The following is a 17274-nucleotide window of genomic DNA, read 5'->3' as shown; positions in this document are numbered from 1 at the left end:
GCGGCGCCCTGGGAGCAGGGGGCGCCGCTGGGTCCGGACGGTTTCCGAACTACTTCTTGATGTCTTCATCAGCCGTCACGAACAACATGGAGTGCGGCTTCGCGTTGCCGAACGCGCCATGCGGCCAGTCGGCACGGTTGAAGTTGACGCAGGTCTCGCCGGTCTTCTCGTCCTTGAAGTTCTTGTCGACCGAGAGCTTGCCGTCCTTGGCGATGTTCACGATGCACACCTTGTGATCACCGTCGAGGCCGTTGCGGGCCACGAAGTAGTTCGCCGTGGCGAGCCGCTTCGGGTCGTCGTCCTCGTGGTAGTAGCCGTCGTGACCGAGCTTCAGGTTGTCCAGCGCCCCCCAGTGCGGGCCGCCGGCCTTCTTGTCCGGGCCGATGGCCACGGTGCCCTTCAGCTTCGGGCAGTCGGACTCCTGACCGCCGTGCGCGATCTCCTTCTCGTTGTCGATGTTGCACTTGAAGTCCTTGCCCGCTCCGACCAGCTTGGAGATGTCCAGGCTGAACACGCCGCCGACGGTGCCCGGGTCGTCCGGCCCGAGCGTGCCGGGCTTGCGGCCCTGCACCGAGTGGAACAGCGTCTTGTCGTCCGGGCTGGTCTGGATCCAGGCCGCGTTGTCCCCGGCGCCCTTGGCGTTCGGCCCGGTGATCTCCCGGTCCGCCGTGGTGTTGTCGAACACCTGGACCCACTTCGGGTTCGGGTCCGTGATGTCGGCGGTGTAGAAGATCGCCGCGCCCTGCATGGTCTCCGCGAACGCGCCCTTGTGCCCCGGCCGGTTGGTCACCGTGACCTCCATGGCCGCCCGGTTCTCGTTGTAGAGCGGCTTGTTCGGGTCGGAGCGGGGACCGGTCGGCAGGTAGGACACCGAGCGGATCTTCGGGTGGTTCTTGTCGCTGATGTCCCAGGTCCGCACCGTGGTCCGGCGCAGGTACGGCGACGGTGTCTTGATCGGGTCGAGGATCACCGTGCGCGGCTCGGCGAAGTCGCTGGTGACCACGGTGTTCAGGTCCTCGCGGACCTGGATGCCGTGCGGGTTGGCGCAGGAGGGTTCGGACAGCGCCGGGGTGTTGAGGCACTGCTTGCGGTCCTCGGGCTTGCCGGTCGCGGCCGGCGCCTCCACCAGGTTCTTCCCGTCCGGCCCGAGCCGGACCAGCTCACCGGGCGTGCCGGCGAAGCCGTTGCCGGTGCGCACCTCGCCGTGCGTGTAGCGGCACGGCCCGGGCGCCACCGGGCCACCCATGTACGTGCCGTACGCGCTGCCGTCCTTGAGCACCCAGTACGCGTCCGGCACCGACCCGCACAGCGTGTTGCTCGGCAGGCTGACCCCGGAAAGGCTCAGGCTGGGCAGCTTCGACACGTCGAACACGTAGGTCGCCGCGCTGAACAGGCCGCCGGCGAAGATCTTCTCGCCCTTGTGCCACACGTACTGCATGTGGTGCGGCTCGTTCTCCACCAGCGGGCCGACCGTGCCGGTGTTGATCACCTTGCCATACGTCGGGGAACCTTCGGTGGCGTCGATGACCGCCAGGAAGTCCGGCCCGGGCAGGGCGTTCTTCACCTTGCCGACCGTGTCGTTGAGCAGCGAACCGGGCAGCTTCTTGATGTCCGGGACGACCGTGTCGGCGATGTTCTCGTCGCCCGCCCAGACGATCAGGTACTCCGGGCGCTTCCCGTTCTTGCGGGCGTGGTCGCGGGACTCCTCGGCCTTTTTTCCGTCGACGTGGTTCTCCACCCAGTAGTCCTTGCCGTCCTTGCCCTTGAGCAGAGACTTCAGGGGCTGGATGTCGGCGTCGGCGGAGCCGGTCAGGGTGGGCACCGTGGTCAGGCCGGCGGCCACGGCGAGCACCGCGACCCCGGCCAGGATCTTGTGCCGGGTCTTCAACCCGGCCAGGAAACCGCCCATCAGCGGTCCTCGGTGGACTCTGGCTCCGGGGAAAGCCGCTTCGGCGCGCCTTCAACGGACTCCAGCAGGCCGAAGACCGGCACACCGGCCGGCGTTACGTCGTTGGCCGAGCTGGGTCCCTGGGCGGCGCCCGCCGACTCGTCCTCGTCGGCGAAGGCCGGCCCGGCCACCGCTAGGACGCCACCGGTCAGCACCAGGCCGACCACGGCCGCGCGTCTGAGTTTCTGCACAGTCTCTTGCACCTCGTTAACCGAATTCGAATGGGGAGCGACCACGGCCCGCCATAAAATGAGCAGCATTCAGCGCGATGTGGGGGATCGGCTGAAAAAGGCCGTGAGAAATACCGAGCAGTCGGTTCGGGACTACGGCTGGAGGTGGACAGCCTCCGTGCCGCGTGGCTCCACGAGCTGCTCAGAAAGGCGAGATCGGCGAGCCGATCCGGTTCCGGCATGACCGCGCATTCGACGTCCTCTGCCCCGACGCCGTCGAATGGCCGACCGGAAGTGGATCAGCTCGCTAGCGCGATACAGAGTGCGCTGGCTTGCCGCCGGAGATCCACGTGGATCCGGTGAGCAAATAGTTTCCAATCTCGCACGCCGAGATATTTGCATCGGGATAACGGAACGGTCAAACCCCGCCCCCGGTACCGCCTCCCGGCCGTCTCGACCAAGGTCACCAATCAGGTGAACTGAATCGTTCCAGCACCGTGACCCAGGCCACCACACTCCGCCTAAACTTGACTGAATTAGTGGATTTAGGGGATTTGTGGCCCGGTTCCCCGCCCCGGCCCGGTCCACCGCATCGTGTGAACCAACCGGTGTTCAGCCACCCCCGGTACCGGACGCCCCCCAGGCATCACCCATTGGCGACCCCACCCCGGAACAACCCGCCACCCGCCCGGCCCCCAACAACGCTCCGCAATCACCAATACGACATCCGAGCGCCATCATCACGCTCCGCAATCACCCCACCACCCAAGCGAGCCCCATCTCGACACCCCTACCCCCGCGAGTCGGCGTTCCTGGCACCGCGAGTCGGCGTGCTAGGAACGCCAACTCAGGGTGCTGGGCGTGCCGGCCGGCGTGGTGGTCACCGTGCCGCTTCTCATAGCCGTGCTGCTCGGTCAACGACGTATCGTCGCTGGCCTGACCACCGGCGGAGTCAAGTAGAGAGGTTTGCTGAGTGTCGGAGAACCCCTGGTGGCGGGATGCCGTCATCTACCAGGTCTACCTGCGCAGTTTCGCGGACGGCAACGGTGACGGGATGGGCGACATCGCCGGCATCCGGTCCCGGCTGGGCTACCTGCGCGACCTCGGGGTGGACGCCATCTGGATCAACCCGTGGTACCGGTCACCGCAGGCGGACGCCGGCTACGACGTGGCCGACTACCGGGAGATCGACCCGCTGTTCGGCACCCTGGAGGGCGCCGAGCGGCTGATCGAGGAGGCGCACGGCCACGGGATCAAGGTGATCCCCGACCTGGTGCCCAACCACACATCCGACCAGCACGCCTGGTTCCGGGAGGCGCTGGCCGGCGGCCCGGGCGGCGTGGCGCGCGAACGCTACGTGTTCCGTCCCGGTCGCGGCCCGGACGGGGACGAGCCGCCGAACAACTGGGAGTCCGTGTTCGGCGGGCGGGCGTGGACCCGCACGACCAACCCGGACGGCACCCCCGGCGAGTGGTACCTGCACCTGTTCGCCCCCGAGCAACCCGACCTGAACTGGGCGCACCCGGAGGTGCGCGCGGAGTTCGAGTCGATCCTGCGGTTCTGGTTCGACCGGGGCGTGGACGGCTTCCGGATCGACGTGGCGCACGGGCTGATCAAGGACGAGGAACTGCCCGACCTGGTCGCGCCGCGCGGCTCCGGCTACCGCTACCCGGCGGGCACCCACCCGCACTGGGACCGGGACGAGGTGCTCGAGGTCTACGCCGGCTGGCGCAAGGTGGCCGACTCCTACCCCGGCGAGCGCAAGTTCGTGGCCGAGGCGTGGACCGACTCGGCCGACCGGCTGGCCCGGTACGTGCGGGCCGGGGCGCTGCACACCGCGTTCAACTTCGAGTTCCTGCAGTCCCCGTGGCGGGCCGCCGAGCTGCGTTCGGTGATCGACGCGACCCTGGGCAACCTGGGCGCGGTCGGTGCGCCGGCCACCTGGGTGCTGTCCAACCACGACGTGACCCGCCACCCCAGCCGCTACGGCCGGCCGCCCACGACCTGGCGGCCGAACGAGGGCTACCAGCGGACCGGCACACCCGACCTGGTGCTGGGCACCCGGCGCGCCCGCGCCGCGGCGCTGCTCATGCTGGCGCTGCCCGGCGGCGCGTACGTCTACCAGGGCGAGGAGCTGGGCCTGCCCGAGGTGGAGGACCTGCCGGACTCGGTACTGCAGGACCCCACCTTCGTGCGCTCCGGCGGGGCCGACCGGGGCCGGGACGGCGCCCGGGTGCCGATCCCGTGGTCCGGGGACGCGCCGCCCTATGGGTTCAGCCCCGACGGCGCGTCACCGTGGTTGCCACAGCCGCCGACCTGGGCATCGCTGTCGGTGGCGGCGGAGACCGGTGACCCGGACTCCATGCTGGAGCTCTATCGGTCCGCGCTGCGCCTGCGCCGGTCCCATCCCGCGCTCGGCGACGGCACGCTGACCTGGTCGGACGCCGGCCCGGACGTGCTCTCCTTCACCCGCGACCCCGGCTTCGCCTGCGTGTTGAACCTCTCCGACTCACCGGTCGAGCTCCCGCCCCACCAGGAGACCCTGCTGACCAGCGCCCCGCTCTCCGGTGGCCGGCTCCCGCCCGACACGGCGGCCTGGTTGCGCGTCTGAGTCACCGAGTGCGCTCGGACGGCGCGGTCGGGTGCTCTGCCGCGACTCGGGTGCGGCCTCTTACGCTGGTCGGGGGCTCGGTCACGGACCGTGGTCCGGCCGGGCGGGGCATGATCACGGTCTCTGGCGGTTCAGCGTCGATTTTCGAGGCTGAACCGCCACGAACGGCGATCACCCATAAACCGGCCCCGGTGGTCACCCGGGTTGTCCATAATTCGAGCACAGACGGTAACCAAGCCGAGGAAGTCCGCCCAGCCGTCGCCGGGATCACCGGAGCACTCGGCGAAGGGGGGCGAACGGGATCCCTCATTCGCCGGACGTTTTAACCCGGCAGATACGTCTCCTCGGCGGGGTGGGGGAGGTAGGTCGACCTGGGGCCGTGGGTGGTCAGGGCGGTGAGGGCCTCGGCCAGGCGGGTGAGGTCGTCCTCGTCGGTGTGGCAGGCGAGGCTGGCGCGCACGATGCCGTAGCTGGCCAGGCGGTCGCCGGCGGCGATCTCGGCCTCGATGCGGGCCTGCTCGGCGTCGGGCACCCCGATCCACCGGCGCACCAGCCGGTGGTTGCAGATGGTGCCGGCCCGCACCTCGATGCCGTGCTCGTGCTCCAGCGCCGCCGCGACCAGCGCGTGGTGCAGGCCGTCGACCACGAACGGGAAGGTGCCGATCCGGTCGTCCGAGCGGTAGCGGTCGGCCGGCACGGTCAGCCGCACCCCGGGTACGCCGGAGAGAAGCTCGGCCGCCCGGGCCACCAGGGACCGTTCGTGGGCCTCGATGGTCTCCCAGCCGGCGTCGGCGATGGCCGCGCAGGAGGCGCCCAGGGCGACGATGCCGGTGGCGTTCCAGGTGCCGGTCTGGTGCCGCTCCCCCGGCGGCGCCCACACCACGGCGCCCATATCGGAGATCATGTCGATGGAGCCGCCGCCCGGGTCCGGCGGCTGGCGGTCCAGCACCCGGCGGGGCAGGGACAGCACGCCCAGCCCGAACGGCGCGTACACCTTGTGCGCCGAGAAGGCCAGCGCGTCCACCCCGGCGGCGGCCATGTCGATCCGCCGGTGCGGGGCCAGCTGCGCGGCATCCACGAACAGCAGCGCCCCGGCCGCGTGGGCCCGGTCGGCCAGTGCGGCCAGGTCGGGGCAGTAGCCGGTGAGGTTGGACGCACCGGTGACGGCGAGCAGCTTCACCCGACCCGGATGGGCGGCGAACAGCTCGTCCAGGTGGGCCAGGTCCAGCGCGCCGGCGTCGTCCGCGCGCACGTCCAGCACCCGGGCCGGGGTGTTGTAGCGCCAGGGCAGGTTGTTCGAGGTGTGCTCGATCTCCGAGGTGAGCACCACGTCGTCCGGTCCGAGCGGGAGCAGCCGGGCGAGCAGGTTGATCGCGGCGCTGGTGTTGGCGGTGAACAGCAGGCCGTTGTCCGCCGGGTGGCCGATGAACCCGCGGATCCGGTCCACCGCGAGCTCCACCGCCTCCACCGTCGCCCGGGCCCTCGGTCCCGCGCCCCGGTGCAGCGCTCCGTAGTCGGCGAGGAACTCGGTCACCGCTCGGGCGGTGCGCTCGAACGGGGGCGTGGTGGCGGCGTTGTTCAGCTGTACCACCCGCACCTCCCGGCCGTCGGCCAGCCGGGTGCGCGAGTCGGCGCCGAGCACCTTGGGCAGGCCGGGCGTCGGCGCGCCCGGGGAAATCGCTTGTTCGTCCAGCAGATCGGTCACGTCGCTATCCTTGCTAATTCGAGTGATTTAGTGAAGTTAGCGCCATGAGGCCTGCCCCACCCCCGGATAGACCGAGCGCACACGACACACTGTCGGAGTGACCGGCCGCCACGCTTCCCCACCCCGGGGTAACTCTTTCAGGCGACCGCCAAGCGCGCCTACCCGCCGCACGCGAGGGTCGCGGCTACGTTCCGTGATCGTGCGTCAATGGGACGGGTGGCTGTCGCGGGTGAGCGCCCTGGCTGTGACCGCTATCACCGTCGCGTCCTCCGGCCTGACCGACGCGGAACCCAGTGAGCCGGCCACGCCGAGCCACTACGTCGTCAGCGTGGGCACCGACCAGCAACCCGAGGAACAGGGCTACCAGAGCGGCTGTGCCGACGGGCGGATCGGCCGCTCGGGGCTGCACCTGCTGTTCTTCGGCACCCAGCAACAGGACGGCCAGCTGCGGCCGCCCGGCACCACCAACGCCTCGCCGGCCGTGCGGATCAGCGAGGATTGGGTGGCGAAGTCGGCGGGCGGCTGGATCCGCGGCTACGCGGAGTGCGGCTCGTCCAGGGCGGTGCTCGCGCTCGGGGTGAACAACAAGACCGACGGCGGGGCCGACCCGGCGAACGCCGGGGCGTCCTGGGCGCGGCTGGTCGAGCGGGTGGGCGCGAACGCCCCGGCCGACCGGGTCACCGTGACCGGCGCGCTGGACGGCGAGCCGGGCTGGTCGAAGCCGGACTGGGCGCGCGGCTGGGTGGACGCCTACGTGGCCGGCACCGGCCGCATGCTCTACGCGGCCAACTCGGCCGACGGCTGCGCCGCCGACGGCGGCAAGGAGACCTGCGGGAACGGCTGGACGATGGCCGACGTGCACTACGTGTCCACCGGCGCCAAGTCCACCGTGGTCGCCGTGCCGCAGATCTACCGGACCGATGGGATCCAGGCCCGGCAGTGGGCGGCGATCAGCCGTTGGGGAGCGAAGAACGGGGCCGGCCCGCTGCGACTGGTCGGCGTGCTCACCCAGGAGACCGCCTGCCAGCAGCGCGGCCCCTGCCCGCGCACCGGCAACTCCCCCAACCAGGCGCTGAAACAACTCGCCGACGCGCTCAACGCCGACTCCAGCACCCGGCTGACTACCGCCCTGATCTCCACCGACGTAGCCTGGCCCCCCAACATGCCCGCCCCCTGACCCCCACCCATATCGCGGATTCGCGCACCCCGTGTCGCGGATTCGCGTACCACCGCCGCGCGCCCGAGCCCGGCAGGCGTTCAGCCGAAACCCGCGACATGGGCTGGTGAAACCCGCGATATGGCGGGTTTCAGGAGGTGAGGACGGCGGCGGCGACCACCGCGCAGAGGATGCCGAGCAGCGCGGCGGCCAGGAGGCCCCAGCCGGCGGCGGGGAACACCGCGGCGGCCATCGCGGCCGGCGTGGTCACCGCCGCACCGATGATCATCGGCCGGTGCGTGAGCATCCACTGGGAGGTGTCGACCGGGCCAGCCCGGGTCTGCCGGTGCAGCCGCACGGCCAGCAGGAACCCCAGGCAGGCCAACCCGCACAACCCGTCGCCGATGGCCATCGGGGGCTCCACGATCAGCGCCAGCACGGTGCACAGCACGGCCAGCGCCGGCATGATCCCGCCCTGCGGCTGCAGCACCGAGGCGACCACCGCCGCCGCGCCGATGGCCAGCACCACCGTGATCAGCAGGCCCAGCCGGGGCGTGGCCAACGGGGTCGGCAGGTCCAGGGCCGGCAGGGCGAGCGCGGTGGGCACCGCCAGCATCATCCCGCCGGCCAGCAGACAGGTGCCGGGCCGCCCGACCCTGGATTCGGGTTCGCCGCTCACAGCCGTGATCCGCTCATAGCCGGGATCCGCTCAGCGCCCGGGTGGTGATCGGCCGGAGCACCTCTTCCAGCTCGGTGCCCTCGGCCCACTCGGCCACCGGGATGCCCGCCTCGACCAGTCGGTTGTGCACGCCGGCCCGGCCTATCCGCCACATCCGGACGGCGATCGGGTCGTACTCCTGGCGCGGCCGGGGCCGGGGCCGGGCGCGCAGCACATCCACCACGGCCAGCCCGAAACCCCGTCGCCGCAGGTCGATCAGGGAGTGCACCACCCGCTCGTCCAGCAGCGGGGTGAACACCACCAGCGCGGCGCCCCGGGGCAGGATGGACGGAGGGAAGGCGTCCGCGTCGGCCGGCGCGGACCCGGCGCCGGGTTCCACGTCCAGCAGCGCCTCCACGATCCGGTAGAAGTGCCGGTGTCCCATGCCCGGCTGCAGCCAGCGCATCATGCCGCCGAGCGCGATCACCCCGGCCCGGTCGCCCCGGCGCAGCGCGGCGGACACCACGGCCAGCGCTCCCTGCACGGACAGTTCCAGGGTGGTCCGACCGGGTTGCCGGATCTCCCCGGAGGCGTCCACCAGCACCACCAGCTTGGCCGCCTGCTCGGTCAGCCGCTCGGTCACGTGCAGCGTGCCCCGCCGGGCGCTGACCGGCCAGTTCACCGAACGCAGCGAGTCACCGGCCTGGTACTCGCGCAGCCCGGCGAACTCCACGCCGCCGCCCTTGCGCCGCCCGATGTGCACGCCCAGCAGGTCCGGCGGGTCCTTCGGGAACGGCGCGACGCCGATCCGGTCGGCGTGCGGGAACACCGCCACCTCGGTCACCTGGCAGAGTGCGCTGCCGTTGAGCAGCCCGCCGGCCCCGCGCGCGGTGATCCGCGCCCGCACCCAGCCCCGGCCCCAGTGCCCGGCCTCCAGCCGCCACTCGCCGTGCACCCGGTTGGGCGTCGGCCGGGTCAGCCCGACCAGCGATGCCTCCAGCTGGTAGCTGGTCTGCATCTCCACCCGCTGCAGCTCCACCCCGGGCGGCGCGGTGAGCTCCACGTGCAGGGTCACCGACTCGCCCTCGAACGCCCGCTGCACCGACTGCTCCACCGTCAGCTCCAGCATCCGGTTCGGCCGCACCCCCCACCAGGCGCCGGCCAGCGCGCCGAACAGCGGGGCGGTGAAAACCACCAGGTCGAACCGGCCGGCGATGACCACCGCGAGGGCCAGCACACCGGCCACCGCGACCACGCCGACCAACCAGCCGGCCGGCACCCAGTCCAGCCGACGGTCCTTCACCGGGGCGCTCCCACCTCGCGGGGGGAGCTGGCCCGGGGCGCTGGGACCACGGCCAGCACCCGGCGCATGATCTCCTCGGCGTCGATCCGGCGCACCCACATCTCCGGGCGCAGGCTGAGCCGGTGCGCCAGCGCGGCTACCGCCAGGCCCTTCACGTCCTCGGGGATCACGTAGTCCCGGCCGGAGAGCAGCGCCCGCGCCCGGGCCAGCTGCAGCAGCGCCAGCGAGGCGCGCGGGCTGGCTCCCACCACGACGTCCTTGTCCTGCCGGGTGGCGGCCACGATCCGCACCACGTAGTCCAGGACGTCCGGCTCGGCGGAGACCGACTCCACCGACTCACGCATTTCCAGCAGGGTCCCGGCGTCCAGCACCCGGCGCACCTCGGCCCGGTCGGAGCCCCGGCTCATCCGCCGGCCGAGCATCTCCACCTCGTCGGACGCCTGCAGGTAACCGATCCGCACCCGCATGCCGAACCGGTCCAGCTGCGCCTCGGGCAGCGGGTAGGTGCCCTCGTACTCGATCGGGTTGTCGGTGGCCAGCACGATGAACGGCTGGGGCAGCGGGTGCGAGTGGCCGTCCACGCTGACCTGTTCCTCGGCCATCGACTCGAGCAGGGCGGCCTGGGTCTTCGGCGGCGTGCGGTTGATCTCGTCGGCGAGCAGCAGGTTGGCGAACACCGGCCCGGGGCGGAACCGGAACTCGCCCTCGGCCTGGTCCATCACGGTGGTGCCGGTGAGGTCGGCCGGGAGCAGGTCCGGGGTGAACTGCACGCGGCGGAAGTCCAGGCCCAGCGCGGTGGCGAAGGAGCGCGCGATCAGCGTCTTGCCCAGCCCCGGCAGGTCCTCGATCAGCACGTGGGTGCGGGCCAGCACCGCGGTCAGGATCAGCTCCAGCGCGCCCCGTTTGCCCACCACCACGCGCTCGATCTCGTCCAGCACGGCCGAGGCGCGTCTAGCGGTGTCGAAGTCAGGCTTCACAGCTCGTCCAACCTTTCCAGGATGCGGACCATCGCGGCCCGGCCGGGCCCGGGCGCCGACCGGTCCTCCGAGCGGCGGGCCTTCCGGTCAACCAGGGCGAACAGCTCCGGGCCCAGCCATTCTCGGGCCGACTGCCGCGCGTCGCCCGTTTGGTAGCGCCGCTCGCCCATGGCGAACTCCACCAGGTCGGCCAGAACCGGCCGCACGCTGTGGTCCCAGTCCCGCGCCGACCCGCCGGCCCAGGCCGCCGCCACCAGGTAGCGGCGGTACGAATGGGATGCCTCGATGGTGTTCGGGTCCACCGGCGGCGGGCGGTTGCGCAGGCGCTGCAGCTTCAGCCAGGTGTTCACCGCGACCACCACGGTGATGAAGATCAACGCGAGCACGCCCATCACCACCAGGCCCGCCTGCGTGCCGACCAGCGGGATCGCCAGCAGGGTCATCGGCTGCCCTCCTCGACGCCGAGCGCGGCCAGGATCTCGGTGAGCGCGCGGTCGGCGGCCTCCCGGTCCGCCTCGTGCATCGGGTGGGTGCTGAACCGTGCCTCCCGGAACAGCCGCAACAGCGTGCCGGCGGGCTCCTCCGGCAGCAGGCCCCGGCCGCGCTGGAGCACCTCCTCGGGGGTGTCCGCGAGCCTCGGCGCATGGTCGGCGCCCCGGGCCGCGAGCGCCCGCTCCATCGCGGCGAAGCAGGCCACGATGGCCTGCCGGGGATCGGTGATCGTGCGGTCCCGCACGGCGGCGTGCGCGGCGGCCACCGCCTGCGCCACCTGCTCCGGGTCCAGCTCCTCGTCCTCCTCGACCACCTCCACCCGGTCCCGGCCGAGCACCGCGAACATCACGGCGGCCAGCACGGCGAGCAGCACGGCCGAGGTGACGTAGGTGGTCATGCTGGTGGAGTGGTCCTGCGCCTGTTGCAGGTTCCCCAGGCCCAGGTCGGAAGCGGCCGGCGGGCGCATCGGGGCATCCGGCGCGCTCGGCGGGGGCTCCTCGCGGACCGGCTCGCGGAACGAGCCGAGCAGCTGCAACAGCAGCGCGACGGCCATCCCGACCCCGGCCGCGATGATCACCCGTTTGCGGTCCTCGAGGCCGAGCGGAGGGCGCTTGCGCTTCTTCACGGTGACGGTCTCGGTGTTGCGCCGCACCCAGCGGCCCCACAGCAGCAGGACCATGCCCGCGGTCAGCACGGCGGTGCCGAACACCTGGATGACGCCCATGACGAAGTTCCCGGAAGGGCCGGGGACGTGCGGCGGGGTCAGTCCGGCGGCCCGCGCCCTGGCCGCGACCACCACCAGCACAAGCAGCACCGCCACCGCGCCGACCCGGACCGACGCGGTGGTGCTCCGGCTGTCCTCGTCCTGTCGCTGCGCCATGGTTACACCTTGGCGCTACAGCCTAACCCCCTGGTCATCACCGCACGCGACCAGAGATCCAACCCGGCGGCCGCCTCGGCCTCCCGGATCGCCCGCACACCCGGCCCCCAGCGCGACTCGGGCAGCTCGGTGAAGCCCAGGCGGCGGTAGTACGGCCCGTTCCACGGCACCTCGACGTAGGTGGTCAGGGACATCCCGGCGAACCCGCCGGCCGCCACCGCGTGCCGGTCCGCATGCTCGATCAGCTCCCGGCCCAGCCCCCGGCGGGCGGCATCCGGGTGTACCGAGACCTGGGCGATGTGCAGCTCGCCGTCCACCGGCTCGGCCACCAGGTAGCCCACCGGTCGGTCTTCCGAGGTGACCACCCAGGCGGTGCCGGCCCGGCGGAACCGGTCCAGCTCGGCCACCGACATCGGCTCCCCGTCCGCCACCAGGTGCATGCCCAGCTCGCGGAACGGCGCCCCGGCCGCGCGCTCGATCTCCCGCAGCGCATCGAGCTCGTCCTCGCGCACCTGTCTTATACGCACCCGCGCGGCTCCCCTCAGTGCCCCCGGAAGGCCTCGGCCAGCCACCAGGAACCCCCATCGTCGGCGATCTTCGCGTCGATCACCAGCGGTTTGTCCCTCGGACCGGCCAGCCAGTCCCCGACCTCCTCCAGGTCGGCGAGGGTGCGCACGGTCAGCCCGGCGCAGCCGAAGCCGCGCCCGACCGAGGCAATGTCGGTGTCCGGGAACTTCACCGTGCCCAGGTCGTCCTCGACGAAGTGGTGGACCTCGGCGCCGTAGGCCGCGTCGTTGTACACCACCACGACCATGGGCAGCCGCAGCCGCACCGCCGTGTCCAGCTCGGCGACGCCCATGTGGAAACCGCCGTCGCCGAGGGCGGCTACGGTCAGCCGGTCCGGCCTCGCCACGGCGGCGCCGATCGCGGTGGCCAGCCCCAGCCCGACCGACTGGAAGGCCTGGGTGAAGCAGAAGCCGAACTCGTCCGGCACGCCGAGGTAGGCACTCGGGTAGCCCATGAAGTTGCCCGAGTCGACCGCCACCAGCCGGTCGGCGGGCAGCAGCTCGTCCAGCCGGGCGGTGAGGGTGCGCGGGTCGATGGCGGTTTCGGTGGACAGGTCGGTGTGCGCTACCTGGTTCCACCGGCCCTCGGCGGCGATTCGCCCGGCGATCTCCGGGGTCCGGTACCCGGTGGCGCGGTGCTCACCGGCGACGCCTTCCTCGCCGGCGCCAGCACGGCCGGCAGCGTCGCCCTGGTGACCGCGCAGCGCCGCGAGTGCGTCGGCGGCGGTCTGCCCGGCGTCACCGAGCACGCCCAGGTGGACCGGCCGGTGCGCGCCCAACGCGGCCTGCTCCACGTCCACCTGCACCACGGTGGCCGCCGGGTTGATCAACCGGCCGTGCCGCATGGTCCACATGTTCAGCGCGCAGCCCCAGCCGACCACCAGGTCCGCGTCCGAGATGAGCTCGGCGGCCAGCGGGGTGGCGAACCCGCCGGAAATGCCCAGCGACCACGGCTCGTCGTGGAACAACCCGTGCGCCACGGCCGAGGTGGCCAGCAGCGCCCCGGTGGATTCGGCCAGGGCGCGCAGGGGGGCGGCCGCCTCCCGGGCGCCTCGGCCGGCCACGAACACCGGCCGGCGGGCTCTAGCGAGCATCCCGGCCAGCGCGGTCACCGCGTCCGGGTCCGGGCGGATCGGGCTCGCCGGCGCCACCACCACCGGCGCCACCCCCGGCGGGTCCGCTCCCAGCCGGTCCGCCCCCGGCAGGTCCGCTCCCGGCAGGTCCGTTTCCGGCGCGTCCGTTTCCGGCGCGTCCAGCTCCTGGACGTCCAGCGGCAGGTTGAGCACGACGGTCCGGCGCTGCTGCAGCGCGGTCCGGTAGGCGCGCACGGTGTCCGCGACGGCGGTGTCGGCGGAGTGCACCCGCTCCGGCACCGCACCCACCGCGCGCACCAGGGCGTCCTGGTCGATCCGGAAGTTGGAGAGCACGGCGGACCCGGCGGTGTCGGCGGCCAGCACCAGCATCGGGGTGCGGCTCTTCGCCGCCTCGCCGATCCCGGTGACCGCGTTGCTCAGCCCGCAGCCCTGGTGCGTGGTGGCCACCGCAACCCGGCCGCTCATCCGGGCGCAGGCGTCGGCCATGGTGGCCGCGCCGGCCTCGTGCCGGGTGGCCACGAACCGCACACCGTGCGCCCGCAGGGCGTTGGTCACCCGCAGGTTCCCGCTGCCCACCACCCCGAACACCGGGCCGGCGCCGAGCCGCGCGAGCGTCCGCCCGACCAGCTCGGCGACCCTCACCGTTCGACCAGCGCGAGCACCCGGGCCGGGCTGCCCGAGCCGCCCACGATGGGCAGCGGCGAGACCAGCAGCAGCGCGCCGGTGGCCGGCAGCCGGTCAAGGTTGCGCAGCTGGGTGAGGCCGCACTTGCCGGCGCCCAGGATCAGCTCGTGGCAGGGGAACATCGGGTCCAGCTCCATGGCCCGGCCGGCGTCGGTGCCCACGGTCTCCACCCCGAGGCCGGCGATCGGGGTCTCCTCGGCCAGCCAGCGGGCGCACTCGGCGGCCACCCCCGGGGTGTGCGAGCCGGTGTCGTCCACGTTCAGGAACTCGTCCGCGTCGTCCGACCGGGTGTCCCAGCCGGTGCGGTAGAGCAGCCAGCCGCCGTCCGGCAGCGGACCGTGCTCCTCCTGCCATTTGCGCACGTCATCGATCTGGAGCAGGAAGTCCGGGTCCTCGGCCACTCGGGCCGACGCGTCCAGCACCACCGCGGGCGCCACCAGTGTCCGGAGCGACACCCCGGCGACGTCCGGCCCGTCCTTGCCGGAGAGCCAGTGGTTCGGCGCGTCCAGATGGGTGCCGGTGTGCTCGCCGGTGTGGATGTTGTTCCAGTACCAGCGCGGGCCGCGCTCGTCGTAACGGCTGATCTCCTCCAGCTGGAAGTTGATCGTGTTGGCGAACGGCTCGGGCAGCCGCAGCACCGGGGTGGACGAGGTCAGCGGTGCGGTCAGGTCGACGATCTCCAGCCGCTGTTCGCGCAGTGCCGCGAACACCTCGGTCAGCAGGGACATCCGTCAGGCCTCCTGGTCAAGTGCGGGGCGGGGTTGCCGGATTCCCCTGGCCTCCAGCCGGGGGATCACCTCGTCGGCGAACTGCCTCAGCTCACCGATGTAGTCCACGAAGGACAGGGTCATGCCGGCCAGGCCGGCCTTGGCGTAGCGCTCGATCTCGTCGGCGACGTCGTCCGGCGTGCCGATCAGCGGGCAGGTGCCGTGCCCGGCGGCGAACCGGGACCGGAAGCCGGCCAGCATCTCCTTGGTGAACGACTGGGCGTGCAGCCCCTGCAGCCGCATGAGGTTGTCCACCGCCTCCCAGTCGGCGTTCTCCTCGGCGTAGTAGTGCAGGTACTCCCGCGCTTCGGCCCGGGTGGGCCGGCAGACCACGTGCGCCGGGGACATCACGCCGACCGCCCGTTGGTAGCGGGTCCGGGCGGCCTCCGTGAGCTGGGCGACCACCTTGGCGCCCTCGTCGGCGTCGCCGATGATGGTGAACACGAAGTTGGCGTTGCGCGCGGCGAAGTCCCGGCCCTGCGGGCTGGACCCGGCGTTCAGCACCGGCAGCACGCCCTGCACCGGCTTGGGCATGGACTCCACGCCGCGCAGGGTGAAGAACCGCCCCTCCCGGTCGCCCCGGCCTTCGGTGGTCCACAGCGCGCGCAGGTGGTCGAACCACTCCTGCGCGCGGGCGTACCGGTCGTCGTGCGCCTCGGGCAGCTCCACGCCCATCGCCCGGTACTCGGGCTCGTTCCACCCGGCGACGACGTTCACGCCCGCGCGGCCACCGCCGACGTGGTCGACCGTTGCCAGCTGCTTGGCACTCACCACGGGATGGTTGAACGCGGTGTGCACGGTGGCGAACACGACCACCCGCCGCGTGCTGGCCAGCAGGCCGCTGGCCCAGGGGATGGGCTCGAGCACACCCTCGTGGAAGTTCGTCTCGCCGCCGTACCCGATCCACCGGGCGATCGGCAGGATGAAGTCGATACCCACCTGGTCGGCAAGCTGAGCCAACCTCAGGTTGTCCGCCCAGCTGGCACTCCAGCGCTCCGGGATCGCGGTGACGGCCAGCCCGCCGGAACAGTTCGGCGAGAACAGGCCGAGCTTGAAGTCTTGCCCGTCGACCAGGGTGTTGCTCATTCGGATCACCCGCTCGTCCGCGTACCCAGCCACGAATGAGTATCACGTAAGCGTGACGACGGGCAACGGATGACGATACGCCGTACTGTGCGCGATGTGTCGATCGCCGAGCGGGTACGGGACTTCTGCCAGCGCCACCGGCTACGGGTGCCGATCCTCATGGCGCCGATGGCCGGCGCCTGCCCGCCCGAGCTGGCCGTCGCGGTCGCCGAGGCGGGCGGGATGGGCGCCTCCGGGGTGCTGCTCGACCAGCCGGAGCGCATCGCCGAGTGGATGGCCCGGTTCCGCGCCGGCTCCACCGGCGCGGTGCAGCTGAACAACTGGATCCCGGACCCGCCCGACCCGGACGCCGACCGGAAGGAGGCGCTGGCCCGCGGGTTCCTGGGGCGCTACAGCTCGCCCGGCCCGGCCGGCGGCGCCGCTCCGGTGTTCGACGACCAGTGCGCCGCGATGCTGGCCGCCCGGCCGACCGCGATCACCTCGATCATGGGCCTGTACGAGCCGGCGTTCGTGCGGGAGATGAAGGCGCTCGGCATCGCCTGGTTCGCCTGCGCCACCACGCTGGACGACGCGCTGGCCGCCCAGGAGGCCGGTGCGGACGCCGTGGTGGCCCAGGGCATGGAGGCCGGCGGGCACCGGGGTTCGTTCGACCCCGCCGACGCCGAGGCCACCGACGTCGGCCTGTTCGCCCTGCTCCCCCGGCTGGCCGACGGGCTGGACGTGCCGGTGATCGCGGCCGGCGGCATCGCGGACGGTCGCGGGGTGGCCGCCGCGCTGGCGCTGGGCGCGAGCGCGGTCCAGGTCGGCACCGCGCTGCTGCGCTGCCCCGAGACCGGTATCAGCAAGGCCTGGGCCGCATCCCTGGACGGGCTCGCACCCGAACACACGGTGCCCACCCGGGCCTACTCCGGCCGGCTCGGCCGCGCCGCGCCGACCCCCTACGTGCGCGCCTGGACGGCCCCCGGCGCGCCGCCGCCCGCGCCCTACCCGGTGCAGCGCCGGCTGGTGGCGCAGTGGCGCGGCGGGCTGGCCCCGGAGCAGGTGACCGAGCTGGACCGGGCCAACCACTGGGCCGGGCAGAGCGCCGCGATGGCCACCGAAGAACCCGCCGGCGAGGTGGTCGCCCGCATGTGGTGGGACGCCAGCACCCTGCTCGGCCTCTGAAGCGACTCGCGGA

Annotated in this window: 15 protein-coding genes and 1 pseudogene; 4 read left to right on the top strand and 12 right to left on the bottom strand. The window is 72.4% G+C overall.

Translation table 11 applies throughout. The features are described 5' to 3' along the window. Window positions 1-49: 49 nt before the first annotated feature. Window positions 50-1909 (bottom strand): hypothetical protein, encoded by a 1860-nt coding sequence (locus tag ABEB12_RS33555; RefSeq protein ID WP_345703370.1) that lies wholly within the window; start codon window positions 1907-1909, stop codon window positions 50-52. Then, window positions 1909-2139, bottom strand: coding sequence for a hypothetical protein (locus ABEB12_RS33550; RefSeq protein ID WP_185060003.1), 231 nt, complete (start codon window positions 2137-2139; stop codon window positions 1909-1911). The genes ABEB12_RS33555 and ABEB12_RS33550 overlap by 1 nt, the downstream gene beginning before the upstream one ends. Before the next feature lie 846 nt (window positions 2140-2985). Here ABEB12_RS33550 and ABEB12_RS33545 point away from each other — a divergent pair. Further along, window positions 2986-3078, top strand: a pseudogene (locus ABEB12_RS33545) (carbohydrate ABC transporter permease); the annotation flags it as partial. 13 nt (window positions 3079-3091) lie between these two features. After that, complete coding sequence (locus ABEB12_RS33540) at window positions 3092-4729, top strand: glycoside hydrolase family 13 protein (RefSeq protein ID WP_345703369.1); 1638 nt, start codon at window positions 3092-3094, stop codon at window positions 4727-4729. 322 nt (window positions 4730-5051) lie between these two features. Here the strand turns inward: ABEB12_RS33540 and ABEB12_RS33535 are convergent, their stop codons facing one another. Next, window positions 5052-6434 (bottom strand): aminotransferase class V-fold PLP-dependent enzyme, encoded by a 1383-nt coding sequence (locus ABEB12_RS33535; protein ID WP_185060002.1) that lies wholly within the window; start codon window positions 6432-6434, stop codon window positions 5052-5054. A 229-nt stretch (window positions 6435-6663) separates the two neighbouring features. On the opposite strand from ABEB12_RS33535, the gene ABEB12_RS33530 reads away from it, so the two are divergent. Further along, the gene (locus ABEB12_RS33530) at window positions 6664-7611 is read left to right on the top strand and encodes a hypothetical protein (protein ID WP_185060001.1); all 948 of its coding nucleotides are present in this window, start codon (window positions 6664-6666) and stop codon (window positions 7609-7611) included. A gap of 130 nt (window positions 7612-7741) precedes the next feature. Here the strand turns inward: ABEB12_RS33530 and ABEB12_RS33525 are convergent, their stop codons facing one another. Genes ABEB12_RS33525 through ABEB12_RS33485 form a run of 9 tightly spaced genes read right to left on the bottom strand, consistent with a single transcriptional unit; the run spans window position 7742 to window position 16097 of the window. Then, entirely contained in the window at window positions 7742-8269 is a 528-nt protein-coding gene (locus ABEB12_RS33525) for a hypothetical protein (RefSeq protein WP_185060000.1), read from the bottom strand. A 13-nt stretch (window positions 8270-8282) separates the two neighbouring features. Beyond that, window positions 8283-9551, bottom strand: a complete 1269-nt coding sequence (locus ABEB12_RS33520; protein ID WP_185059999.1) for a DUF58 domain-containing protein — start codon at window positions 9549-9551, stop codon at window positions 8283-8285. Further along, on the bottom strand, window positions 9548-10528 hold the full coding sequence (locus tag ABEB12_RS33515) for an AAA family ATPase (protein WP_185059998.1): 981 nt from the start codon (window positions 10526-10528) through the stop codon (window positions 9548-9550). The genes ABEB12_RS33520 and ABEB12_RS33515 overlap by 4 nt, the downstream gene beginning before the upstream one ends. Then, window positions 10525-10971 carry a hypothetical protein gene (locus tag ABEB12_RS33510; protein ID WP_185059997.1) on the bottom strand — a complete coding sequence of 149 codons (447 nt, stop codon included), beginning with the start codon at window positions 10969-10971 and terminating at the stop codon, window positions 10525-10527. The genes ABEB12_RS33515 and ABEB12_RS33510 overlap by 4 nt, the downstream gene beginning before the upstream one ends. Continuing rightward, complete coding sequence (locus tag ABEB12_RS33505; RefSeq protein ID WP_185059996.1) at window positions 10968-11900, bottom strand: DUF4129 domain-containing protein; 933 nt, start codon at window positions 11898-11900, stop codon at window positions 10968-10970. The genes ABEB12_RS33510 and ABEB12_RS33505 overlap by 4 nt, the downstream gene beginning before the upstream one ends. Before the next feature lie 2 nt (window positions 11901-11902). Next, window positions 11903-12427, bottom strand: coding sequence for a GNAT family N-acetyltransferase (locus ABEB12_RS33500; protein ID WP_185059995.1), 525 nt, complete (start codon window positions 12425-12427; stop codon window positions 11903-11905). Between the two features lie 14 nt (window positions 12428-12441). Beyond that, window positions 12442-14202: a thiamine pyrophosphate-binding protein gene (locus ABEB12_RS33495; RefSeq protein WP_185059994.1), complete on the bottom strand. Its 1761-nt coding sequence runs from the start codon at window positions 14200-14202 to the stop codon at window positions 12442-12444. Then, window positions 14199-14972: a cyclase family protein gene (locus ABEB12_RS33490; RefSeq protein ID WP_185059993.1), complete on the bottom strand. Its 774-nt coding sequence runs from the start codon at window positions 14970-14972 to the stop codon at window positions 14199-14201. Before ABEB12_RS33490 ends, ABEB12_RS33495 begins: the two co-directional genes overlap by 4 nt. A 3-nt stretch (window positions 14973-14975) precedes the next feature. Then, on the bottom strand, window positions 14976-16097 hold the full coding sequence (locus tag ABEB12_RS33485) for an LLM class flavin-dependent oxidoreductase (protein ID WP_185059992.1): 1122 nt from the start codon (window positions 16095-16097) through the stop codon (window positions 14976-14978). A gap of 96 nt (window positions 16098-16193) precedes the next feature. On the opposite strand from ABEB12_RS33485, the gene ABEB12_RS33480 reads away from it, so the two are divergent. Further along, window positions 16194-17261, top strand: a complete 1068-nt coding sequence (locus ABEB12_RS33480) for an NAD(P)H-dependent flavin oxidoreductase (protein WP_345703368.1) — start codon at window positions 16194-16196, stop codon at window positions 17259-17261. The last annotated feature ends 13 nt before the right edge of the window (window positions 17262-17274 follow it).

The sequence above is a fragment of the Actinospineispora eucalypti genome, assembly GCF_039543365.1.
Lineage (GTDB): Bacteria > Actinomycetota > Actinomycetes > Mycobacteriales > Pseudonocardiaceae > Pseudonocardia > Pseudonocardia eucalypti.
The sequence above is the reverse complement of the archived record's forward strand: the minus strand, read 5'-3'. Positions and strand labels throughout refer to the sequence as shown.